26 protein-coding genes are annotated in these 22,129 nt (G+C 34.6%); 4 read left to right on the top strand and 22 right to left on the bottom strand.

Translation table 11 applies throughout. From position 1 onward, the window contains the following. Positions 1 to 28 precede the first annotated feature (28 nt). From hemW to gpr, 6 genes are all read right to left on the bottom strand, one after another. Complete coding sequence (hemW, locus tag CEF14_RS01870) at positions 29 to 1,162, bottom strand: radical SAM family heme chaperone HemW (RefSeq protein WP_102691275.1); 1,134 nt, start codon at positions 1,160 to 1,162, stop codon at positions 29 to 31. A 290-nt stretch (positions 1,163 to 1,452) separates the two neighbouring features. After that, complete coding sequence (locus tag CEF14_RS01865; RefSeq protein ID WP_102691274.1) at positions 1,453 to 1,683, bottom strand: hypothetical protein; 231 nt, start codon at positions 1,681 to 1,683, stop codon at positions 1,453 to 1,455. Between the two features lie 247 nt (positions 1,684 to 1,930). Continuing rightward, positions 1,931 to 2,080, bottom strand: coding sequence for a hypothetical protein (locus CEF14_RS18855; RefSeq protein ID WP_170061401.1), 150 nt, complete (start codon positions 2,078 to 2,080; stop codon positions 1,931 to 1,933). Positions 2,081 to 2,342: 262 nt separating this feature from the next. Next, positions 2,343 to 4,178 (bottom strand): translation elongation factor 4, encoded by a 1,836-nt coding sequence (lepA, locus tag CEF14_RS01860; protein WP_102691273.1) that lies wholly within the window; start codon positions 4,176 to 4,178, stop codon positions 2,343 to 2,345. 60 nt (positions 4,179 to 4,238) lie between these two features. Then, on the bottom strand, positions 4,239 to 5,072 hold the full coding sequence (gene spoIIP, locus CEF14_RS01855; protein WP_102691272.1) for a stage II sporulation protein P: 834 nt from the start codon (positions 5,070 to 5,072) through the stop codon (positions 4,239 to 4,241). 52 nt (positions 5,073 to 5,124) lie between these two features. Continuing rightward, positions 5,125 to 6,132, bottom strand: a complete 1,008-nt coding sequence (gpr, locus tag CEF14_RS01850; RefSeq protein WP_102691271.1) for a GPR endopeptidase — start codon at positions 6,130 to 6,132, stop codon at positions 5,125 to 5,127. A 163-nt stretch (positions 6,133 to 6,295) separates the two neighbouring features. On the opposite strand from gpr, the gene rpsT reads away from it, so the two are divergent. Beyond that, positions 6,296 to 6,544: a 30S ribosomal protein S20 gene (gene rpsT / locus CEF14_RS01845; protein WP_102691270.1), complete on the top strand. Its 249-nt coding sequence runs from the start codon at positions 6,296 to 6,298 to the stop codon at positions 6,542 to 6,544. A 313-nt stretch (positions 6,545 to 6,857) separates the two neighbouring features. On the opposite strand, the gene holA is transcribed toward rpsT, so the two are convergent. Further along, positions 6,858 to 7,868: a DNA polymerase III subunit delta gene (holA, locus tag CEF14_RS01840; RefSeq protein ID WP_102691269.1), complete on the bottom strand. Its 1,011-nt coding sequence runs from the start codon at positions 7,866 to 7,868 to the stop codon at positions 6,858 to 6,860. Between the two features lie 165 nt (positions 7,869 to 8,033). Here holA and CEF14_RS01835 point away from each other — a divergent pair, with 165 nt between their 5' ends. Next, positions 8,034 to 8,168 carry a YqzM family protein gene (locus CEF14_RS01835; RefSeq protein WP_102691268.1) on the top strand — a complete coding sequence of 45 codons (135 nt, stop codon included), beginning with the start codon at positions 8,034 to 8,036 and terminating at the stop codon, positions 8,166 to 8,168. A gap of 23 nt (positions 8,169 to 8,191) precedes the next feature. On the opposite strand, the gene CEF14_RS01830 is transcribed toward CEF14_RS01835, so the two are convergent. The 12 genes from CEF14_RS01830 to CEF14_RS01775 all read right to left on the bottom strand — a co-directional run bounded on the left by CEF14_RS01830 (position 8,192) and on the right by CEF14_RS01775 (position 17,791). Then, entirely contained in the window at positions 8,192 to 10,465 is a 2,274-nt protein-coding gene (locus tag CEF14_RS01830) for a DNA internalization-related competence protein ComEC/Rec2 (protein ID WP_102691267.1), read from the bottom strand. A 23-nt stretch (positions 10,466 to 10,488) separates the two neighbouring features. After that, positions 10,489 to 11,070 carry a ComE operon protein 2 gene (locus CEF14_RS01825; protein WP_102691266.1) on the bottom strand — a complete coding sequence of 194 codons (582 nt, stop codon included), beginning with the start codon at positions 11,068 to 11,070 and terminating at the stop codon, positions 10,489 to 10,491. 89 nt (positions 11,071 to 11,159) lie between these two features. Next, entirely contained in the window at positions 11,160 to 11,702 is a 543-nt protein-coding gene (locus CEF14_RS01820) for a helix-hairpin-helix domain-containing protein (protein WP_245890026.1), read from the bottom strand. A gap of 234 nt (positions 11,703 to 11,936) precedes the next feature. Then, positions 11,937 to 12,674 (bottom strand): class I SAM-dependent DNA methyltransferase, encoded by a 738-nt coding sequence (locus CEF14_RS01815; RefSeq protein ID WP_102691264.1) that lies wholly within the window; start codon positions 12,672 to 12,674, stop codon positions 11,937 to 11,939. After that, the gene (gene rsfS / locus CEF14_RS01810; protein ID WP_102691263.1) at positions 12,671 to 13,021 is read right to left on the bottom strand and encodes a ribosome silencing factor; all 351 of its coding nucleotides are present in this window, start codon (positions 13,019 to 13,021) and stop codon (positions 12,671 to 12,673) included. Before rsfS ends, CEF14_RS01815 begins: the two co-directional genes overlap by 4 nt. Further along, the gene (gene yqeK / locus CEF14_RS01805; protein ID WP_102691262.1) at positions 13,018 to 13,599 is read right to left on the bottom strand and encodes a bis(5'-nucleosyl)-tetraphosphatase (symmetrical) YqeK; all 582 of its coding nucleotides are present in this window, start codon (positions 13,597 to 13,599) and stop codon (positions 13,018 to 13,020) included. The genes rsfS and yqeK overlap by 4 nt, the downstream gene beginning before the upstream one ends. Then, positions 13,586 to 14,158, bottom strand: coding sequence for a nicotinate-nucleotide adenylyltransferase (locus CEF14_RS01800; RefSeq protein WP_102691261.1), 573 nt, complete (start codon positions 14,156 to 14,158; stop codon positions 13,586 to 13,588). Before CEF14_RS01800 ends, yqeK begins: the two co-directional genes overlap by 14 nt. Positions 14,159 to 14,170: 12 nt before the next feature. After that, a complete protein-coding gene (gene yhbY, locus CEF14_RS01795; protein WP_102691260.1) occupies positions 14,171 to 14,476 on the bottom strand; it encodes a ribosome assembly RNA-binding protein YhbY in 306 nt (101 codons plus the stop codon). Continuing rightward, a complete protein-coding gene (gene aroE / locus CEF14_RS01790) occupies positions 14,463 to 15,314 on the bottom strand; it encodes a shikimate dehydrogenase (protein ID WP_102691259.1) in 852 nt (283 codons plus the stop codon). The genes yhbY and aroE overlap by 14 nt, the downstream gene beginning before the upstream one ends. A 12-nt stretch (positions 15,315 to 15,326) precedes the next feature. Beyond that, complete coding sequence (yqeH, locus tag CEF14_RS01785) at positions 15,327 to 16,430, bottom strand: ribosome biogenesis GTPase YqeH (RefSeq protein WP_102691258.1); 1,104 nt, start codon at positions 16,428 to 16,430, stop codon at positions 15,327 to 15,329. Next, complete coding sequence (locus tag CEF14_RS01780) at positions 16,430 to 16,933, bottom strand: YqeG family HAD IIIA-type phosphatase (RefSeq protein WP_211284646.1); 504 nt, start codon at positions 16,931 to 16,933, stop codon at positions 16,430 to 16,432. The genes yqeH and CEF14_RS01780 overlap by 1 nt, the downstream gene beginning before the upstream one ends. A 75-nt stretch (positions 16,934 to 17,008) precedes the next feature. After that, positions 17,009 to 17,791, bottom strand: coding sequence for a phosphatidylserine decarboxylase (locus CEF14_RS01775; RefSeq protein WP_102694259.1), 783 nt, complete (start codon positions 17,789 to 17,791; stop codon positions 17,009 to 17,011). A 92-nt stretch (positions 17,792 to 17,883) separates the two neighbouring features. Here CEF14_RS01775 and pssA point away from each other — a divergent pair, with 92 nt between their 5' ends. After that, complete coding sequence (gene pssA / locus CEF14_RS01770) at positions 17,884 to 18,423, top strand: CDP-diacylglycerol--serine O-phosphatidyltransferase (protein WP_102691256.1); 540 nt, start codon at positions 17,884 to 17,886, stop codon at positions 18,421 to 18,423. Between the two features lie 102 nt (positions 18,424 to 18,525). After that, the gene (sigK, locus tag CEF14_RS01765; protein ID WP_102694258.1) at positions 18,526 to 19,224 is read left to right on the top strand and encodes an RNA polymerase sporulation sigma factor SigK; all 699 of its coding nucleotides are present in this window, start codon (positions 18,526 to 18,528) and stop codon (positions 19,222 to 19,224) included. 484 nt (positions 19,225 to 19,708) lie between these two features. Here sigK and mtnN read toward each other — a convergent pair whose 3' ends face one another. From mtnN to greA, 3 genes are all read right to left on the bottom strand, one after another. Then, on the bottom strand, positions 19,709 to 20,401 hold the full coding sequence (mtnN, locus tag CEF14_RS01760; RefSeq protein ID WP_102691255.1) for a 5'-methylthioadenosine/S-adenosylhomocysteine nucleosidase: 693 nt from the start codon (positions 20,399 to 20,401) through the stop codon (positions 19,709 to 19,711). Between the two features lie 86 nt (positions 20,402 to 20,487). Then, positions 20,488 to 21,300, bottom strand: coding sequence for a YrrS family protein (locus CEF14_RS01755; protein ID WP_102691254.1), 813 nt, complete (start codon positions 21,298 to 21,300; stop codon positions 20,488 to 20,490). Between the two features lie 203 nt (positions 21,301 to 21,503). After that, the gene (gene greA, locus CEF14_RS01750; protein WP_102691253.1) at positions 21,504 to 21,980 is read right to left on the bottom strand and encodes a transcription elongation factor GreA; all 477 of its coding nucleotides are present in this window, start codon (positions 21,978 to 21,980) and stop codon (positions 21,504 to 21,506) included. Positions 21,981 to 22,129: the final 149 nt, after the last annotated feature.

Genomic DNA, 22,129 nt, shown 5'->3' with positions numbered 1-22,129 from the left:
ATAATGATGTCAACGGAAATGCACAGGTTTATAGTAAAAATTCTTCAAATACCTCATTTCCTACAAACCGCCCATTCCTAGATAGTTTTATAAAATCATTGCCAATCTCTATCAACCCTTTTTGTTGGAGATCTTGTAATTGTTTTTCATAAATACTTTCTATAGAACAGTTAAATTTTTCAAAGAAATGTTTTTTACTTACTCCTGCTGTTTTCCGTAAACCTAAAAAGAGTTCTTCTTCCATTTTTTCTTGTTTCGTTTCGATATGTGTTTCATGAATTGGCTTTTCCCCATTTGATATGGATGCCATATATTTTTTTAATGGGCCATGATTTGAATATCTTACACCATTAATATAACCATGTGCACCTGCACCAAACCCTGCATATTCATCATTATCCCAATAGATTTGATTGTGAATTGATGAATACCCTTTTTTACTAAAATTACTGATTTCATATTGATGAAGACCCTGTTGTTCCATTTGTTGCATCAGAAGGTCATACATTTCTGCTTCTAGATCTTCTCCTGGTAATCGGAGTTTTCTTTTTGCCATTAAATTATAGAAAATCGTTTTTGGTTCAACAATTAAAGAATACGCAGAATAATGTGGAAGTTGCAGTGAAAATGCAATTTCTAGCGTTCTCTTCCATTGTTGCATCGTTTGACCTGGCAATCCATACATTAAGTCAATACTAATATTCTCAAATCCGATTTTCTTAGCATCTTCGATCGTTTTGAAAACATGTTCATTTGAATGGGTTCGACCAAGTTTTTTTAATAATTCTTCTTGAAATGCTTGTACCCCCAAGCTTAAACGATTGACACCTCCATCATGTAGTACCTTCAACTTCTCTTTTGTTAATTCATCTGGATTTGCTTCTGATGTAAATTCTGTGACATGTTCTAGAGGTATATACTTACGTATCAACTCTAGTAGTCTATTCAATTGTTTAGGTGATAATGATGTTGGTGTACCGCCACCTAAAAAAATGGTTTCAATTTTTTTAAAATCATGATCTTTACTCCATAAGCGCATTTCTTCACCTAAGGATTCTATATACTCATCGACTGGCTGATTTTTAAAAAATACTTTGTTGAAGTCGCAATAGTTGCAGATCTGATGACAAAACGGAATATGGAGATAAATACCTCTAGCCAATCTATAACCTTCTTTCTTCTTTGCTTTCTTCTCTCTTAATCATGGGATGGAATCTTACTGACCGTTAATGCCGGATCAATTCATATACATTAGATATAGTTTAATGTATTTCAGTCTATTATCAAACTGTCATGAATTATTTTATTGTTAAACATACGCTAAATTCTACAATCATTAAAAGTAGATATCGGTTCTTTTAGTATTCTACAGATATACTAAAAGAATGGATAGGTATTAAACCTTCGTCTACAAAAAAACCATATGCTTTTGGCATACGGCTCTGGATATTATTATTTCGAATATGTAAACCGATTTACATTAAAACATTTATCACATGCTACTTCAACTTCCATTATACCGTTAGCTGTAAATATAAGTTTTGCTACATTACCTTCCATTTCTCGCGCCACATTTGCTGTATGCAGTGTAATTGGTGGATTAAAATAAACAGCTTTCCATTCAAATTCATGCCCACAATTAAAACAATGATGCGTATTTTTAATTTTTTCAAGATTTTTCATGGTATCGCCTCCATATTTATTATTTCATATTTGAAATTGATATTACAGTAGATAAAGTGTTTATTTATGGAAAAATTGTTACAATTGAGTATTGCATTTTTCTAGTAAAAGACTTTGCATTAGTTGTTCTTTATAGAAAGTCCTACCGCGCCAAGCTAACTATCTATTCTTTTTAAAAATCTGGATTCATATTTAGAAGATATAAATAAAAAGGAAGTGCTTTAAAAAAGCGCTTCCTTTTTTACTCCTATATAGCATTTTTAAATTGAATTTTTTTCTCTTTTAGTTCCTCTAATTTATTTTGCATATGAGTGATATGGCCATCAAAAGCACCAAGCTTATCTTCGATCGATTTCATCAATCGTTCTAAGCATTCAATGTCCTCTTTAAAAAACACACTATCACTCCTTTATAAATTAATAAATGCTATTTTAATCATTAAAAACTAAAATAGCAAACAAATTATACTTTTTTATTAATATTTCTACAATTTTCGACAAAATAACGATATAAAAAATACTATAGATAATTATAAATCACTAATATGTTAGAACTAATATAAACAATGTGTAATGCTATTGTACCTATAAAACCCATATTCGTCTAGATTTTGTCCAAAAGAAAAAGAAGAGCCATTCAGCTCTTCTTTCATAGAAATTTTATTTCTTCGATTGATCGTCATCCATTTTCAATACCGCCATGAACGCTTCTTGTGGCACCTCAACAGAACCTACTTGTTTCATTCGTTTTTTACCTTCTTTTTGTTTTTCAAGAAGTTTACGTTTACGAGAGATATCCCCACCATAACATTTTGCAAGGACGTTTTTGCGCATTGCTTTGATGGTAGAACGTGCAACAATCTTTTGACCTATAGCAGCTTGTACAGGTACTTCAAATTGTTGACGTGGGATTAATTCTTTTAGTTTTTCAACAATTACCTTACCGCGTTCATAAGCAAAGTCTTTGTGTACGATAAAGCTTAATGCATCCACTTGCTCTGCGTTTAACAGAATATCCATCTTAACGAGTTTCGATGGTTTGTATCCAATTAGTTCATAGTCAAATGACGCATATCCTTTTGTGCTTGACTTTAGTTGGTCAAAAAAGTCGTAGACAATTTCTGAAAGTGGAATTTCATAAAAAATATTAACACGAGTCGTATCAATATAGTCCATTGTTAAAAAGTTACCACGTTTACGTTGGCAAATTTCCATTACGGCTCCAACATAATCATTCGGCACCATAATATTTGCTTTTACATACGGTTCCTCAATACGATCTATTTTTTGAGGCTCAGGCATCATAGATGGGTTGTCCACTCTTACTTCTTCACCATCTGTCATGTGTACATGATAGATAACACTTGGTGCAGTCGTAATTAAGTCAATATTGAATTCACGTTCAATACGTTCTTGAATAATTTCCATATGAAGTAAACCTAAGAACCCACATCGGAAACCAAAACCAAGAGCTTGTGATGTCTCTGGCTCATATTGCAATGCAGAGTCATTTAGTTCAAGTTTTTCAAGTGCTTCGCGTAAGTCATTGTATCTTGCTGTATCAATTGGGTATAAACCGCAATATACCATTGGATTTAACTTACGATAACCCGGTAACGCTTCAGGTGCAGGATTATGAGCAAATGTAATCGTATCCCCTACACGAGTATCTCCAACATTTTTGATAGATGCTGTTAAATACCCTACATCACCTACTGTCAAATAATCAGTGGGCGTAATTTTCGGTGTATGTACACCTACTTCGATCACTTCAAATTCTGCTCCTGTTGCCATCATTCGAATTTTATCCCCAGGTTTCACAGTACCTTCAACAATTCGAATAGAAGTAATAACACCACGATAAGCATCATAAACAGAGTCAAAGATTAGCGCTTGTAGTGGAGCTTCAGGATCACCTACTGGCGCAGGTACTTTTTCTACAATTTGCTCTAGAATATCTTCAATACCAATTCCTGCTTTTGCTGAAGCTAAAACAGCTTCTGAAGCATCCAAGCCAATTACATCTTCAATTTCTCCACGAACACGTTCTGGGTCAGCTGAAGGAAGGTCAATTTTGTTGATGACTGGTAAAATTTCTAAGTCATTATCTAAAGCAAGGTATACGTTTGCTAAGGTTTGTGCCTCAATCCCTTGCGCTGCGTCAACAACTAAAATTGCACCTTCACAAGCAGCTAAGCTTCTTGAAACTTCATATGTGAAATCGACATGTCCTGGAGTATCGATTAAATGAAAAATATATGTTTCTCCGTCTTTAGCCGTGTAATGTAATTGTACTGCATTTAGTTTGATCGTAATTCCACGTTCTCTTTCTAGATCCATGGAGTCTAGAAGTTGTTCTTTCATTTCACGTGCAGTTAATGCATGTGTTTTCTCTAAAATACGGTCAGCTAGTGTTGATTTACCGTGGTCAATGTGAGCGATAATAGAGAAATTTCGTATATGTTCTTGACGTTTGATCAATTCTTCTCGGTTCATGCGTTCCACTCCTATATAAACTACTAGAATTATAGCAGTGATTCGCAGTATATTGCAATGTTAGGATGATGCTGGTTCAACAAATGCTTCTTCAATCGCTCTTGCTAAAATTGCAATTGAACGATTTAATTCTTCTTCGTTATTATCAATACCACCAAGTTCAATTAAAATTATTTGCTTTGATAAATCTTGGTTGTATATGCCATTAACACCTTCACCCGTCTTTTTCATAACTCCCCTTGAGATTCCTGGAACTAGACTATTTAACTTCTTTGATAACTGTTCAGCGTATGCTTCATTTGCTTGATATTGTTTGTTTTTACCACCAATGACAAGTGCCATTCGAGCATAAGACATTCCCTTGTAAGTTGTTGTAGTCGTTTTCCTTCCTGCAGAATCTCTATGAATATCCATGATTAAATCATAACCTTCTTTATCAATCTGTTTCTTTACATAGGGACGGACTGCATCATAAGCCTGATAAAATGCCATTTTTTGTTGTTTCATTACCTTCATCGTATCGACATTCAAAACATCCGCATCAATATGATTTTGCTTGAAGTGATTAACAAACAGATCACCTAATGATTGGACATTTGTTGAGTCGTTATATACTGTGATGGCTTGCTGTCGTTTTTTTAACATAGGTGCATATGCTTCATGTGAGTGTGTGAAATAAAGCAAGGTTTTAAAAGAATTCGAATTTTTTTGCTCTGATACATTTGTCGCGATTGTTTTGTTTGCTGCATAGACAATTTTGGTATCCTGCTTTGACGTTTCAAGGATTGGTTTCTCTTCAGCCCAAAGCGGGATTTTCGCTGCAATAATAGGTAGTGAAAAAAAGATTGCTAAGAATAATACAATAAATTTCCATCTTCGTTGCCGTCTTTGCATCCTATATCCCTCCTCCTGTTACTTTATGGAGAAGGGAACATATTTAGAACTTCTAAGCTACACTCAACCACTTTGTACATACTCTAGCAAGCATGTTAACGTAAGCAGAAACCCAATCATCAATATTTTTTGGCGTAACAAAAAGTCGTTGTTGTCCGGTTAATACCTCTTGGAAAAGTTGAAGGCGTTCATCTTTTTCCCACTTCACCCATTCCCCAAAAATCGGCAATAATGCATCTGTTAAAACTTTGGTATTTTCATCCACATTGTAAGATGAAACCGATAAGGCTGATGAAGGTCTCTTTTCTTCTGATATTTTTGCTGAGATATATTTAAATAAAGATTCAACAGCATCTGTTATTAACACAGGACCATCCACTACTGTCGGTAACCCTATTGCAGTAACTGGGCATCCCATCGTTTCTTCAGAAATTTCTTTTCTCGCGTTTCCAACACCTGCGCCTGGTTGAATTCCAGTATTCGTAATTTGGACTGTTTTACATAATCTATCACTAGAATTCGTTGCTAATGCATCAATAATGACAATTAAAGAAGGTTTAATATTTTCTGCGAGTGCTTTGACAAATTCACTTGTCTCATATCCAGTTTGTGCTGTGACACCAGGGGCATAAATAATGCAATTTTCTTGAATCATAATATCTTGATTATGCAACTGCTCAACTGTCAACGGTCCAATTGCATCTGGTGTAATCGTACGATTTCCAAGACCAATAATGAGGACTTTTTTTAGTTGATCTTTGGAATGTAAATTTTGAAGAATCTTAATAATATTTTCTTCAAAAATCTCAAGACCTTCTTGATCGTAAGCTTCTAATGATGGGACTGATAAAGTTACATAAATCCCTTCTTTTTTACCAATATGCTCTTCACCTTCTTTAGAAACTGTTACTTGTGTTACTTTAACAATTTCCTCCCAACTTTCTTGTATGTCGATACCATTAGATTCTCTTAATGTTGCACGTTCTTCTTCTGTTTTATGTTTAATATATGCTTCAGTTTCATCTACTAGGTCTGTTGTTGACCATTGGAAATTTTCCATAATCTCACCTCATTCCTAGTGTGTACATTGTGTCAAGTAAATATTCTTTGCATTTCACCCTTGATTTTTCTATTAGGATTTTGCTATAATGATGCTTGTTGTATAGACACATGAAACAGTTGAGAATTTCCTCATCTCGATCCTTTCTAGGAGGTGAACTTTAATGCCAAACATTAAATCTGCAATCAAACGCGTGAAAACTAACGCTTCTGCAAACGCACAAAACGCACAAGTTAAATCTGCTATGCGTACTGCTGTGAAAAAAGCTGAAACTGCACTAGTTGCAAAAGATGAAAACGCAAAAGAACTTTTAAGTGTTGCTGTTAAATCATTAGATAAAGCAGCTTCTAAAGGCTTAATCCACAAAAACGCAGCTTCTCGTCAAAAAGCTCGTTTAATGAAAAAAGCTTAATCCATTTTGGATTCAAAAAGACTAGAGAATTTCTCTAGTCTTTTTTTGTGTACAAAATTGAAGGATTTTCCAATGCATATTTACTTTTACTATTCATGAATCTCTCAAATCTAGTTTTGTTTTTAAATTTTGTATTATAAAATAATCATAAGTAAAAAATTGCTCTTCCCCACTTTTATGAGAAAGAGCAATTTCCCTTAAATATTATCATTGGTTGATCTACGTTTCAGTTGGTGACTCCTGTTAAAATAGCGTAAGCTTGAGACTCCCAGAAGCATTGCGGAAGGGATACCAAAATCATGTTATGTAACTCCTATAAAGGTTTCATCAAAAACAATTCCAAAAACCGTTCTCGTCTGCCACCCATCGATTTTAATTGCAAATCTACTTCACTTAGCCCATACAATGCCTTTAGCAAAGAATCATCCGATACTTTACGACGATCCTCCACAATTCTTTTGACACGATAAGGATTTACTTTTAGTTGCTTTGAAATTTGTTGAGGATGATATCCTTTTGTTAGTAAATAATAGACATTAGACATTAAACGAATTTGCGATGCTAACAATGCCACGAGCATAATAGGTTCTTGCTTTTGCCGTATCAAATCATGATAAATTGATAATGCTTCAGATACATCATGTCGCATATATGCATTAAGCATTTTAAATGCATCTTGTTCCAATGTTTTAGCAACTAGTTCCTCTACTAAAGATACCGTAATATTCGTATCTTCTCCAAGGTACAAACACAACTTTTCAATTTCTGATCGTAAATGTAACATATCCATCCCAACCATTTCGATGAGTTTGGATGTGGCTTCATCATTAATTGCCTTTCCTTGAGCTGACACCTCATTTTGCACCCATACGTATAAATCCTGTTCTTTTGGTGTCTCTGCTAGCATATATACAGCATGTTCTTTCATTTGTTTCGTAACTTTTTTTCGTTCATCGAGTTTTTCATATGGTGCAATAAAAATTGTAACAGATGTATCCGAAGGGAATTCAAGCCATTTCGCAAGCCTTGTTAAATCATGATTAATCTTTTCTTTTGTTTTGTCTGTAGCCTTTAAAAAAGAGGCATTTTTAGCAATAATTAATTTTTTACTAGAGAAGAATGGAATTGTGTCAGATTCATCAATGACAAAATCTACAGGTTTTTCATCAAGATCAATCGTCATCGTCTCAATTTCCCCATCTTCCTCCAGCTTTGTTTTTATACGACGAATAGTTTCATCTATAAAATAGGATTCAAGTCCAGCTAACAAATAAACTGGAGCAATTATTCCTTTTTGAATATCATTCCATAATTTTGAAAACATTTTAGTCCTCCTAGCACTTGACTAGTTCTAGTATACATTCATTTTTTATAATCCGCGAGTATGGATAAATTGTGTCAAAAACTGTTTAATGTCTTAAAATTTCCATTCAATATAGCTTTTTTGTATGTGTTACCGTATAATTAATACGAATTAGGAGGGATATTCATGAATCCATTTGAAAAAGATGTACAAAGCAAAAGAAATGATGCTCTTGATTCAGGTGTAGGCTTCGGCGTATCATTTTTATTCTTCGCACTTATGTTCATTATCGCAACTGTAATTGATTACGTTAACCTGTAAGCGTCTACTCCAAAAAAGCTTTGTCAATTGGACAAAGCTTTTTTCATTTCTATTAATTGTAAAGTGGTAATAATATCCCACTGATTCTTTGTTACAGTTACCTCGATTGACCCTACTTCTGCAGTATTCAGTGTGGGTAATTTCAAATTGTTATACCGTTCAACAATTTCTTTATTGGGATGACCATATCGATTGTTAAGCCCTGTAGAAAATATGGTCAGTAGAGGTTTTGTTGTCTTTAAAAATGGTTCTGAACTCGATGTCTTACTCCCATGATGTCCAGCTTTTAATATGGTTAGATGCTCAAGAGAGCGTGCATTGTTTTTTACTAGTCGTAATTCCCCTTCCTCTTCTAAATCACCCGTTAGAAGTAATTTAAAAGAACCATACTTAAACAGAAGAACTAGTGAATCGTTGTTTCCTTCATAGTGAGTGTCTATTGGTGATAGATATTCAAAATAGACATCCCCTTCTCGCCACTTCTCACCTGCCATTTTCTCTTTGAAAGGAATCCTTTCTTTTTTTACAAGTTCTATCAAGTCATACATAACAGACTTCTCCCATGAGTTTGGAGAAATATGAATTTCTTTAACTTGGATTTCTTCCAATACTTCTTCTGCACCTTCTATATGATCAGCATCCGCATGTGTTAACATCAGTTTATTGACTACTCGAATACCTCTTCCTTTTAGGTAAGGCACAACAATACGCCGACCAACCTCATACTCATGTTTGGATTGTTTCCATTGGTCCTGATTAAAACGCAAAAGACCCCCTGTATCAACTACGTAAACATTTTTGCGATATGGTGACTCAATGATAATACTATCCCCTTGTCCTACATTTAAAAATGTAATACGTACATCCCTATGAAAACTAGGTGCAATATGAATGACAATCGCTGGCATTAAGATACAACATATTGCCCTCTTATATTGTTTTTTCTCAAAACAGACAAATGCCACTAAAACTCCAATAAATGCTATAGAACATATGATGACACTTGGCCTTCCAGTGACCCACATTTGATAAGGAATTGTTTGCAACCACATAATCACCTTTGTAATAAGTACTCGAAAAGGTTCATATACAAAGAACAATAATTGTGCGATTGGCTGAAAAAGTAAAGTCAAAATGAATAAAACAATATTAATCGGTAGTATGATAAATGAAAAAAGAGGCACAAAAATGATATTGGCCAAAAATGATGACAGACTTACTTCAAAAAAGTGATAGATTAGAAGAGGATATACTAGCAGTTGACAAACAGTTGTTATATAAAGGGATTGCAGTATAGTATTTGATGTTGATTGTAAAATTGTCCCTGAATATATAAGAGCAACGGTTGCTAGATAAGAAAGCTGAAATCCAATTTGAAAGATAATACTAGGTTGATATAAAACCAATCCGATGAAACTCAATGCCAATGCATCATCTATTGATAATTTTGATGACCATAGTTTACTCAACATTACCATCTCTACAACAAGTACAGAACGCCAAACAGAGGGGGCCCCTCCAGCAATACAAGCATAGATTGGCAATGCCATCATAATTATGAAAGTTGCATGTTCTCGCCTTATATGAAGCCTTAAAAACAATTCATAGATTAAAATCGATACAAGTGCCACATGAAGCCCTGAAATGGCAAATAAATGAGTTATACCTAGTTTTTGATAAGCCCTATTTAAGTCTTGATCGACATTTTCTTGTTCTCCTATTATTAATGCTTGTGCTTCAGCAACAAGACTTTTAGGAAAAGTATTTTCAATATGTTTTTTAACCGTAAAACGTTGCTGTGCTAAACGAGCAGCAATTGAATGTTCTCTATTTACATAAGATGTCTGGTCAATTTCATAGATACCTTGAGCACCATGACTTGTAATATAATTTTCCATTGAAAATGCATATTGATGAGCTGGCAAGGTAGGTTTTACTAATTCTCCTTTTACATGAAATATTACACCACTTAAAGAAACTTGTTCGTACTTCTCTTTTTCCTTCTGTGATTGAAATGTTAAGACCGCGTATACTTTTGAGCCATTTTCAAGCTTTGCAAATCCTCTTAACTTTGTTCCGTTGATTGTATAGTCATCTGTCCATGTTAAAATGGTTTCTTTAGGAATAGGTTGTTCTCTATGCTGTAGAATTTGTGAGGTATAGAAGACGGTAGGAAAAGAGATGATTACAAGAGCTGCAATCATCCAATACGATTCTTTTTTCCACCATAAAAAAAGATTAAAAGGGATTAATAGGCCAAGTAACCACAAATTTAAATGTGCGGCAAGTGTAGCCATTAAAATAACAAGAGCAAAGTAAATTATTTTATGTCTAATGTTGATAGACCGAATAATTCTTCCACCTTCTGTTCATATGGTTCCAATTCTTCAGGTGTAACACCATGTTCACGAAGTTTAGCCAATAAATCTACATAAAGTGCAATCTTCTCGTTACTTAAAAAGTCAATTTTACGTTCATCAAATGGAACATGTACAACATGAACTCCTGCCTGTTCTAATAATTCAATTGCGTATGGATTATTCTTGTAGTCTGTAGCATAATACAAGTTTTTGATACCTGCTTGAATTATCGATTTTGTACAAGGTAAGCACGGGAAATGTGTCACATATAAATCTGCACCATTTGTTGGTGTACCATATTTTGCACATTGTAACAATGCATTTACTTCCGCATGTACAGTACGAACACAATGGTTATCGACTACATAACAGCCCTTATCAATACAGTGATCATCACCAGAAATTGAACCATTGTATCCCCCAGCAATAATACGTTTGTCACGAACAATTGTTGCACCTACTGATAGTCTTGTACAAGTACTTCTCAATGCTAGTAAATGGCTTTGCGCCATGAAAAATTGGTTCCAAGTAATACGCTCCATATAAATGCCTCCTGAATAGATCTCTTCTTTCAGTTTAGTTATAGACTTCATCTTTTTCAACAGTCAATATAATTAATTATCAATTCATTTTACTGAACTGTTATTGAATCTTTTAAAGATTCAAATGTTTTATCACCAATCCCTGTTACATTTTTTAAGTCTTCAATAGATTTAAAAGATCCGTTTTCTGTCCGATAGGCAATAATTGCTTTTGCTTTAGCTGGTCCCACTCCGTTAAGGGTTGTAAGAATAGATTCGTCTGCAGTATTAAGATTAACTAAATCTGATTTTGCTGTATCCGTAACTCCACCTTGAGTAGTCGGTACGGATGATGTTTCTTGAGACGATGCGACCGCTAGAATTTCTTCTACTTCTTCGCCTTTTTGTGGAACATAGATGACCATTTCATCTTGCAATTTTTGTGCATGATTAATTTGACGCGATTGAGCATTCTTGGCATAGCCTCCTGCGAGAAGAATTGCATCAATAACACGACTATCTGCATTCAATTTGTAGACTCCAGGGTTTTTAACCGCTCCCTTTACATCTACTATAATAGAAGTCATTGCAATAACTTCTTGTTCGGCTGTATCTTTTGGCTGAGATTCGACTTTTGCGTTTGCCTCTTCCATATTAGATTGTTTGTCTGTTTGAATTGTAGAGAAAAGCTCGTCCTGTGGGGGTTTGGACGATTGTTTGGAGAAATAAAAAAAATTAATACAAAAAATAAGTATTGCAATGGGGATGCCATACTTTTTGCCATTTTTCTTCAAAAAAGAAGGAATTAGCTCGCACATCCTTTCTTTTCAGAAGACCGTTTATACGAAGCTAATTCCAATATAAAGTATTTTCCAATATTTGAAAAGCTATTTTTTAGCACGGAAGAAAATTCTTTCAGATTCTTCAGTCGGTGCCTCTTCTACAAAATCTGCTGTTACAGTTATTTCACTAAAACCTGCTTGTTGAAGCATTTTTATATAAGTGTCTATATCATATGTTCTTTGATAATGATATTCTTCAAAACGTTCAAATAAACGATTTTTCTGTTGAACATAAAACAGCATCTCATGATGAACAGAATGAGGTGCTTCACCAGCTTCTGTCATCCATAAATAGGTGACCTCTCCATCATCATATGTAAATGGTGAATCCATAAAGATTTCATCCATTTTATATAAAGAATGCGCATCAAAAAATAACTGTCCACCAGATCTCAATGATTGATAAATTCTAGACAATGTTTCTTGTACTTCCTCTTGATTTTGCAAATAATTAATTGAATCGATGGGAATTGTCACAACATCAAGATTTACAAATCCAGCTAGCTCATCCATTGACATACAGTATAATGGCACATTTATCCCTTCTACCATTAGACGCTCTGCTGCGATTGCGAGCATTTCCTCTGATAAATCCAGACCACTAACTTCATAACCTAACTTTACAAAACCAGCAGCCATTGTACCTGTACCGCATCCAATATCTAATAGCTTTTTATATTCTGTAGAGGGTGCAAATTTTGCTACCCATTGGATATATTGATCATATGGTATATCAGTCATTAATGCGTCATATACTTCTGCAAATCGACCGTAGCTACTCATTCAGCATCCACAGCTATGAATTTTTCGGGTGCATCGCCCCATAAACGTTCTAAATTATAATATTGGCGTTCATCCTTATGGAAGACATGACAAACTACATCTCCAAGGTCAACTAGAATCCAGCGAGCAGAATCAAATCCTTCTATTCGTTTAACTTCATAGCCAGCCTTATGAGCTGCGTCTGCAATTTCACGAGCAATTGCCTGTGTTTGACGATCTGAATTACCATGGCAAATCAGGAAATAATCTGCTAACAATGAGATTCCTTGCATATTAAGTACGACAATATCTTCTGCACGTTTGTCGTCTGCTGCTTTAAAAGCGATATCTAATAGTGTATTTGTCATTCTTTCACTTGTCCTTTCTTTTGCAACAATAAATCGTTATAGCATTCAAATGAATCAGGGAACACTGGTTGATGTTTACTCATTAGAAATGATATAGAATGCGCTATACATTTAATCATCAAATCATGTAATTGTAATTCTTCGGATGCTTTTCGCAGTTCATCTACCCCAGAAAATTTCCGATTTGGTTCAATCATATCCGCTATATACACGATTTTTTCCAAATTACTTTGACCTACTCGTCCTGTAGTATGGTAACGAATCGCATTTAATACATCCTCATCTGTTACATGAAAGTCTGTTTTAGCCACATAAGCACCTACAGGACCATGCCATAGTTCATGATGATATTGAAGCAATGTTGGATCCATTTGTTGTTCAATGATTATTCGTCTCATCCAGTCACGGTCTGCATATTTACATGAATCATGCAAAATAGCTGCTATTTCTGCTTTTTTAGGATCCTCTCCAAACCGTTTTGCAAGTTTTATGGCTGTATCCGTCACACCAATTGTATGGATATAACGCTTTTCAGGCATACGGTCTTTCATCGATAATAATAATTCATCGCGTTCCATATAAACCTTCCTCTCGTATATACTGTTCAACGGCTGTCGGCACTAAAAATGTCACAGTTCGTCCTTCTTTTAATCGTTTGCGAATCATCGTAGAAGATAGATCCATAAGTGGTGCTTCTATAAGCTGTACTGGGAGTTTTGTCACGCCTGCAGTGCCAGGTCGATGAACACCAACAAATCGGACTAACTCTGTAAGCTCTTGTATATGATACCATTCATCTAGCATATCAATCATATCGCCACCAATAATGAAATAGAACTGTGTATCAGGCTCGAGAGAAGTTAACCCTCGTAAAGTATCATATGAATAAGATACTCCTCCACGCTCAATTTCATACGGTTCTATTTTAAAATAAGGGATCGACTGAATAGCTAGTTCTGTCATATGCAATCTGTCTTTTGCTGAAGCATCCTCTGGCTTCACTTTATGTGGAGGAACTGCATTCGGCATAAAACGTACTTCATCTAATCCTAATACATCATATGCCTCATTCGCCATCAAGAGATGTGCCATATGTGGAGGATTAAATGTACCACCTAGAAGACCTACTTTTTTCATTTAATCAAATCCTTATTTCACTTTTGGTAATTCAATTTTACGATGTTCACGTTTTGATGCTTGTTTATATAAAACAACTGTTAAACCGATTAGTTGAACAAGTTCTGAATTTGTCCCTTCTGCTAATTGTTCAGCTACATCATGTTTATCTTCTTCACAATTGTCTAAAATGCGTACTTTTAATAATTCACGTACTTCTAATGCCTGTTTAATTTGCACAAGCATTTCTTCATTTACTCCACCTTTCCCTACTTGGAATATTGGTTGTAAATGATGTGCTTCAGCACGTAAAAAACGTTTTTGTTTACCTGTTAACATGTAATAAATTTCCTCCTAATTGCTCAAGCAATAAGTCTTTTACGACTTCTGCTTCCGGATACGTCCCTGTCCAGTAACTATAAGCTAATGCACCTTGATGGATGAACATGCCTAGTCCGGTGATGACAGTCGCCCCTTTTTTCTTTGCCTCATTTAAAAATGGTGTCATTAAAGGATTATACACAATATCTGCAACAATTGCAGTGCTTGCTAATCGATTCATTGAAAACGGCAATGCAAAGTCACTATGATTTAAACCCGCTGATGTTGTTTGAATAAGAATGTCAAACTGATTTAGTTGTTCCTCAGCCTCATTCAATGATAAAGCTATTGCTTCAACGTCTAGTTCATCACATATCGCTTTTGCCTTTGAAACAGTGCGGTTAGTAATCGTAATATGTGTATAGCCTGTTGCAACAAGTGCAAAGGCAATTCCTCGAGCAGCTCCACCAGCCCCTATTATTAATACATGTTTATGTCGATGACCATTACCTATAACTTCTTCCAACGAACGGACAAAGCCTAAACCGTCTGTATTATATCCTTTATATGATCCATCTTGTTGTCTTACAACCGTATTGACTGCGCCCATTTTGCGAGCTGATTCATCTAGCTCATCTAAATATGGAATAATTTTCTCTTTGTGTGGAATCGTAATATTCCAACCACTACAACCAAGTGTTTTCAATGATGCAACAGACTGTTCTAAATTCTCTGGTAAAACATGAATTGGAATATAACTAGCATCTCGATTTTCTTGTGTCATCCATGCATTGTGCATAAGTGGTGACATTGAATGCTCTATTGGATCACCAATAACTGCGTACCATTTTCTCAAATCAAATCCCCCTTAGATTAAAGAAGGTCGAACTTGAACTTCTACACCCTCTGGGGCATATGCTGCAACTACTACATTTGGATTTTGAATCGTAATCCATCCAAGACCAGAAAATACGATATCTGTTTTTGCTTCTTTAATCGAAAATTCATGTCGTACTAATTTTGGTAGTTGATTAATATACTTTTCAGATGGTGGAGAAAGTAATTCGCCTTTATGATTTGCATATAATTCATCTGCATTATCTAATTTTGTACGGTGAATATTCAAATCATTTGCAATATGAACTGTAAATGCTGATCTCATTCCTTGTATAAAATCAAAACGAGCTAAAGCACCGATAAACAATGTTTGTTCAGCATTTAGTTGGAATACTTTTGGTTTGATTTCTTTTTTAGGCATAATATATTTCAATTCAGATGGATCTAAATAATGTGCCATTTGATGATGATTTATGATTCCAGGAGTATCATAAATTGCATGACCATCATCTAAAGGAATCCCAATCATATCAAGAGTTGTACCGGGGAAGTAGGATGTTGTAATAATATCTCCTGCACCTGTAGCTTGTTTGATAATACGATTAATAAACGTTGATTTTCCAACATTTGTACATCCAACAACATAAACGTCCTGTCCTCTACGGTATTCGTCGATTGCTTGCATAGCTTCTTCCATGCCTTTTCCTTTATGGGCACTGACAAGTAATACATCAATTGGTTTAAGACCTAATGCTTTCGCTTCGCGTTTTAACCAATTGATTACTTTTTGTTTTTTTACAGATTTAGGAAGTAAGTCAGCTTTATTGGCAATTAGTAGAACCTGATTGTTCCCAACAAAACGATGTAAACCTGGCAACCAACTACCATTAAAGTCAAAAATATCTACAATTTTCACAATTAACCCTTTATTTTTTCCTAGACCATTTAAAATACGTAGGAAATCATCATCTGTTAATGATACTGGTTGAAGTTCATTGTAGTTTTTCAAACGGAAGCAACGTTGGCAAATGACCTCTTCTTTTTCTAATGAGGATGCAGGTGCATATCCTGGTGCATTTTTGTCTTCTGTCTGGATTTTTGTACCACAGCCGATACATTGTGGCATTTCGTTCATTATTTTTCCTCCCAAGTTTTAATACCTTTTTTACTTAAATATTTATAAACACGTCGCTCAATAAAACGATTAAATCGTGTTATAAAACCATCTGATTGTGCAACAGGCTTTACTAATATGGTGTGCAATTTACTTCGATTTGCACCCATCATATCCGTTAACATTTGATCGCCTAGCATCAGCACTTCTTCAGGTTTCATGTCAAGTAGCTCAAGTGCTCTTTTAAATCCTCTAGTAAGTGGTTTTTGAGCTTTAAATATATAAGGAATCCCTAGTGGATCAGCAAATTTTTTGACACGAGGTTCTTTATTGTTAGACAAAATAACAATTTGAATTCCAGCATCATGCATTTTCTTGAACCATTCGATTAGTTCTTCTGTTGCATCTGCTCGATCCCATTCAACTAATGTGTTATCTAGATCTGTAATAATCCCTTTGATGCCCATTTGCTTTAACTTTTCCGGTGTTATCTCAAAAATTGAAATAACAAATTCCTTCGGCATAATCAATTTATACAAATTTCTTCCCCTATTCTTAATAATACTTCTAGATTAACGTGCTACAGCTAACTTTTTAAATTATAACATATGTGCGAAGGCTTGACCCACCTGGATATGCGTACCTTGTACAACATTCTCCAAAAATTCGATGCTGTTTTCGTTAAATAACAAAACAACTGTTGAACCAAACCCAAAAAACCCAACTTCTTCACCTTTATGCCAATGATCGGATGTATTTGTGATATGAATTGAATTTACAAACATCGCACCAACTTTAATAAATGCACAATGTGATCCATTTTCAGTAACTAACTCCGAAATTTGTCGGTAATTTTTTGAAATAGGTTGGTTACCATAAGTTAAGCCTAAGCTATTAACTGGATATGATTTTTTACCAAGAGTATATTGTCTAATCACCGTAGCATCAATTGGGCTATGAAAACGGTGATAATCAGCAGGGCTTAAATAAAACACAATATATTTTCCATTTAAATAACGATTTACTATTTCATCCTTTCCAAGTAAATCCTTTAAGTCATATGTTTTTCCTTTGACATAAAAAATTGTATTTTTTTCAATATCACCAAATGATTCTATTTTCGCATCAACAGGACTCGTATATACCTGTTTCTCTTTGGCAATATTTCGTGCGTTTTCACTTAGTCGCCGAATAAAAAATTCTTGAAGATTTTGAAAGGATTCACGTTTTTCTGAAACCTCATCTAGTTTAATTCCGTATACCTTAATGTACGAAGAAATTAATTTTTTACTTATTTTCGATGTCGTAAAATGCTGTAATAGAAAGGATGACCATCTCCCATTTGTTAATTCTACTACTGATCGATAAAGTTTTTGTCTAATCAAATTTAATACCTCATTTTTAAAAAGTTTTACAGTTACCCCCAAAAAGCAGTATAATGTTAAAATACTGAACAATAAAGGAGTGCTGTCCATTGTTTCTTATTCATAAAGTGGATACCACAATAAAAAAAATGAAAACACATTTAGCTAACTTAATCACAATCGGAAATATCTCATTCGGTGGAGCATCAATCATGTCCACCATTAATGAATCATATAACTATGCAGTCTTGTTTATTTTCATTGCCGCTTTTTTAGATCGTTATGATGGTAAAATAGCACGGAAATTTAATCAAGAGTCAGAGTTAGGAAAGCAGTTAGATTCCATGAGTGATATTATATCATTTGGTGTAGCTCCTGCGTTATTGATGTATGAAATGACTTTAAAAGACTATGGTACAATCGGAATGATTGTTACTGTTTTATACATTGCCTGTGGCGCATTTAGACTTGCTCGATTTAATATTACTGAATCTAATGGATACTTCTCAGGTTTACCCATTACGGCTGCGGGTGCCATTTTAACTGTATCCTTCTTCTTCATCTCTATTGTATCAGCAGCATTTTATATGTTCTTATTCCCGCTCTTATCAATTCTTATGATTAGTACATTTTCATTAAAAAAAGTTTAAAGAATATTTTCAAATGATCTGCCTTTGCAGGTCATTTTTTGTTGTAAAAAGGGAATTCATATCATATGTTGTATTATTAACAATCATGAAAGGATGACGACAATCAGTACCCTTTTAACGGCCATCCTACAACTTTGGGTTGATTTCCCTGTCATTCTTGGCTATTTAAAAGGCCAATCATTCCCACAGCCCTTTACAAAGGAAGAAGAAGCAGAATGTCTTGAGCGGTTTTTAAACGGTGATGAATCGGCAAAACTAGAGCTTATCGAAAGAAATATGCGGCTGGTTGCTCACGTCGTCAAGAAATTCCATCCGAAACATGAACAATTAGATGATTATATCTCTATTGGAACCATTGGTTTAATGAAGGCAGTTGCAAGCTTTACACCACAGAAAAAAACAAGGTTAGCGACTTATGCTGCTCGTTGTATTGAAAACGAAATCTTAATGCATTTGAGAAGTCAGAAAAAAGTACAAAAGGATGTATCACTTTATGAAACGATTGGCTCGGATAAAGATGGAAATCCTCTTGAAATTGCTGACTTTCTCCAAAGTGATGATCCTTCAACTGAGCAACAAATTGAAAGACGCGAAGAAGAACAAAGACTTTATGAACATCTAGATTTACTTGACGAAAGAGAATTATCCATCATACAACAACGCTATGGTCTTGGGCAACAAGACGCAAAAACGCAAAAAGAGATTGCTCAAGAAATGAATATTTCTAGAAGTTACGTAAGTAGAATTGAAAAAAGAGCTCTAATAAAATTGTATCAACATTTTAAACGAAAGAAATCCTAAAAAACATAAAAAAGAGTCACCCAATGTTTTGGGTAACTCTTTTTTGTTTCCCACTATTTCTTTTGCTTTACAACCTAAATCAATTTTAAAATAGAGTTCTGATAAAAAATACGACATATCTGCTATTGAATGAAGTGGAATTAGCTACGCTTTCCGGGGGCGCTCTACGCTATTTCCACTTCAACTTAGATGATATTGTATTTAGATTTTACATTATGAAATTTCATACTAAATTTAAATCTCAATCACATGAATCTTACATATTGCGCATTACTTTTAGTTTGTTGAAACTTCGGATACCATAACTAGACTTAAGACAGCTGTAATAGCTACCGCAGCTACCATCATGAATGTCATATTAGCCCCTCCCAACATCCTTAGAATGAAGTAACTTAACTACCTTTATCATATCACTCTATAGACATATTAAAACTGAGCCTTTTTGAACATCTACTGTCAAATGTATGACAAAATGATGACAACTCTATAATTTAGAAATCACTTTTAATACAATCTGTGTTGAGTGCTTAGCTGCAACTGGTAAAAATTCATCAAAGCTAATATTTGATTCTTTACCTGCAATATCAGACAATGCACGAATAACAACAAAAGGTGTGCCAAATTGATAACAAACCTGTGCCACTGCTGCCGCTTCCATTTCGACAGCTTTCATTGTAGGGAAAAATCCTCGTACTGTCTCAACTCGTTCAGGGTCATTCATAAATGAATCACCAGTTGTTATTAAACCAACTGCGTATTGGTGTTCGCCAATTTCTGTTACAGCCTCTTCAGCCAATTTCATTAATTTTTCGTCTGATTTATAAGCTATTGGCATTTGTGGTACTTGTCCCATTTCATAGCCAAAGATTGTTGCATCTACATCATGATGACGAACTTCATCAGAAATGACAATTGCACCTACTTCTAAATTCTGATCATATCCACCTGCAGACCCAGTATTAATCACAACATCCGGTTTATATTCATGGAGTAAAATGGTTGTAGACATTGCTGCATTCACTTTACCAATTCCACTTTTTAGTAAAATAACATGATGTCCTGCATATGTACCTTCTGTATATTCACTATTCGCAATAGTTTTTGTCGAAGTATTTTCAAGTGTATTTCTTAATAGTTCAACTTCTTCTTCCATTGCACCAATTACGGCAATCTTCATATAATTCTTCCTCTCTTTTATGACGCTATTCTCAAGATAAACAAAAGACGGCTATCCGTCAAGAATCGGATAACCGTCTTAGCATATTAATATGCTCCCTTGTATGATTTTAGTACTTCTAATTTTGTTGGTTGCCAGCCTTCATTTGATACCCATTTCAACGTAACACGGAAATTTTTCTTTTTATCTTTCGATGAAACAATACCTATAGAAGTATCAGGACTACCACCATTTTTTACATACCATACAATCATATCTTTTTCATCAAGTCCTGTAGTATTTGCAATTGTTGTAATTTTTTCTTTCCAGTCTACAGAATTTTGATTGTAACTTGAAGTATGTGTACTGCCGCTGTCTTTTTGAGCCGTTTTTGTTGGCTTCCAATTTGAGTCAGTAATTACTTTTTCTACATTTGGATCATTAGATGATTCAGTAGAAGCAGTTTTGCTTTCGCCATAGTTAGTATCGGCATTTGCAGAAATATCAGTTGATGAAGTATTACTGTTGGGATCAGTCGATTCGGTAGTACTATTTTGATCGTTAGAATTCGTAGTATCTTGATTGGTTAAAGAAGTAGAATCATTTTGGTTTTGCTGATTATCTATTTCTGAATCTGCTTTTGCTTTTTCAGCTTCTTTTGCCTTCTCTTTTTCTATTTCTTTCGAATCTTTTTCTACTATATTTTGATCTTTCTCTTGATTGTCTACGTTTTGTTCGACTTTGTGATCATTTGCAGATTTTTTGTTGTTAGAGCCCCCAATAACGATAAATCCAGCAACAATAAGTATAAGAACGACCACAATACCAATTAGCACATTTAAAATTTTATCCATTTTGCGCTTTCCTGTGTTATTTGGCTTTTTATCTTTTGGGTTATATCGACGTCCTATTTCAGCCATATGTATCCCCCCTAAACTTTCTCTTTATAAACTAACAGGATTAAGGTTATATCCTCGTCTGTAAGATTATCATAACATACAATCGGAAAAGCCATCTAGCCCTTGTCAAAAACACGACTAATGTCATTTATATGACCGATTGATAGATAATATTCTAAACAAAAAGCCCACCTAAAATAGGTGAGCTTCTTACTAGTGAATAGTTATTTTATTGAAATAATTTCAACATCCATATCTCCACCGGGAGTAGAAATTTTCACTCTATCTCCAACTTTATTGCCTAATAATCCTTTAGCAATTGGAGAATCGTTTGAAATACGACCTTCAAATGGATCTGCTTCAGCAGAACCTACGATTGTATAAGTTTCTTCATCTTCATCAGGAAGTTCTTTAAAAGTTACTGTACGACCAATTGTAACAACATCAGAAGCACTTGTGCCTTCTTCAATAATCATTGCATTACGAATCATTGTTTGAAGAAGTGAAATACGACCTTCAACGAAACCTTGTTCGTCTTTTGCTGCATCGTATTCAGAGTTTTCGGAAAGGTCACCGAAACCACGTGCAATCTTAATACGTTCTACGACTTCTTTACGTTTTGTAGAAATTAAGTATTCTAATTCTTCTTCCAATTTTTGCTTACCTGCAGCAGTCATTGGATATTGTTTTTCTGTTGACAATAGTGTTCACTCCTTAAGTTACATCTTACTTAAAAGGTTCTGTTCTTTATACTTTTTGTAAAAAATCCGCTTCCTTTCTGACGAATCATACAAACTTCTTAGCCATACCAGTACAATTGAAGATCTCGCTTGGCTATTTTTTCGGCAGG

Origin of the sequence: Rummeliibacillus pycnus (assembly GCF_002884495.1) — a bacterium.
Classification (GTDB): Bacteria; Bacillota; Bacilli; order Bacillales_A; family Planococcaceae; genus Rummeliibacillus; species Rummeliibacillus pycnus.
Note: the sequence above shows the minus strand (reverse complement) of the source record. Positions and strands in the feature narration are given on the sequence as shown.

Excerpts from the sequence above, each read along its gene's own strand:
- CEF14_RS01865 (WP_102691274.1), bottom strand. The coding sequence starts at position 1,683 with ATGAAAAATCTTGAAAAAATTAAAAATACGCATCATTGTTTTAATTGT.
- lepA (WP_102691273.1), bottom strand. The coding sequence starts at position 4,178 with ATGAACCGAGAAGAATTGATCAAACGTCAAGAACATATACGAAATTTC.
- spoIIP (WP_102691272.1), bottom strand. The coding sequence starts at position 5,072 with ATGCAAAGACGGCAACGAAGATGGAAATTTATTGTATTATTCTTAGCA.
- gpr (WP_102691271.1), bottom strand. The coding sequence starts at position 6,132 with ATGGAAAATTTCCAATGGTCAACAACAGACCTAGTAGATGAAACTGAA.
- rpsT (WP_102691270.1), top strand. The coding sequence starts at position 6,296 with ATGCCAAACATTAAATCTGCAATCAAACGCGTGAAAACTAACGCTTCT.
- holA (WP_102691269.1), bottom strand. The coding sequence starts at position 7,868 with ATGTTTTCAAAATTATGGAATGATATTCAAAAAGGAATAATTGCTCCA.
- CEF14_RS01835 (WP_102691268.1), top strand. The coding sequence starts at position 8,034 with ATGAATCCATTTGAAAAAGATGTACAAAGCAAAAGAAATGATGCTCTT.
- CEF14_RS01830 (WP_102691267.1), bottom strand. The coding sequence starts at position 10,465 with ATGGCTACACTTGCCGCACATTTAAATTTGTGGTTACTTGGCCTATTA.
- CEF14_RS01825 (WP_102691266.1), bottom strand. The coding sequence starts at position 11,070 with ATGGAGCGTATTACTTGGAACCAATTTTTCATGGCGCAAAGCCATTTA.
- CEF14_RS01820 (WP_245890026.1), bottom strand. The coding sequence starts at position 11,702 with ATGGAAGAGGCAAACGCAAAAGTCGAATCTCAGCCAAAAGATACAGCC.
- CEF14_RS01815 (WP_102691264.1), bottom strand. The coding sequence starts at position 12,674 with ATGAGTAGCTACGGTCGATTTGCAGAAGTATATGACGCATTAATGACT.
- rsfS (WP_102691263.1), bottom strand. The coding sequence starts at position 13,021 with ATGACAAATACACTATTAGATATCGCTTTTAAAGCAGCAGACGACAAA.
- yqeK (WP_102691262.1), bottom strand. The coding sequence starts at position 13,599 with ATGGAACGCGATGAATTATTATTATCGATGAAAGACCGTATGCCTGAA.
- CEF14_RS01800 (WP_102691261.1), bottom strand. The coding sequence starts at position 14,158 with ATGAAAAAAGTAGGTCTTCTAGGTGGTACATTTAATCCTCCACATATG.
- yhbY (WP_102691260.1), bottom strand. The coding sequence starts at position 14,476 with ATGTTAACAGGTAAACAAAAACGTTTTTTACGTGCTGAAGCACATCAT.
- yqeH (WP_102691258.1), bottom strand. The coding sequence starts at position 16,430 with ATGAACGAAATGCCACAATGTATCGGCTGTGGTACAAAAATCCAGACA.
- CEF14_RS01780 (WP_211284646.1), bottom strand. The coding sequence starts at position 16,933 with ATGCCGAAGGAATTTGTTATTTCAATTTTTGAGATAACACCGGAAAAG.
- mtnN (WP_102691255.1), bottom strand. The coding sequence starts at position 20,401 with ATGAAGATTGCCGTAATTGGTGCAATGGAAGAAGAAGTTGAACTATTA.
- CEF14_RS01755 (WP_102691254.1), bottom strand. The coding sequence starts at position 21,300 with ATGGCTGAAATAGGACGTCGATATAACCCAAAAGATAAAAAGCCAAAT.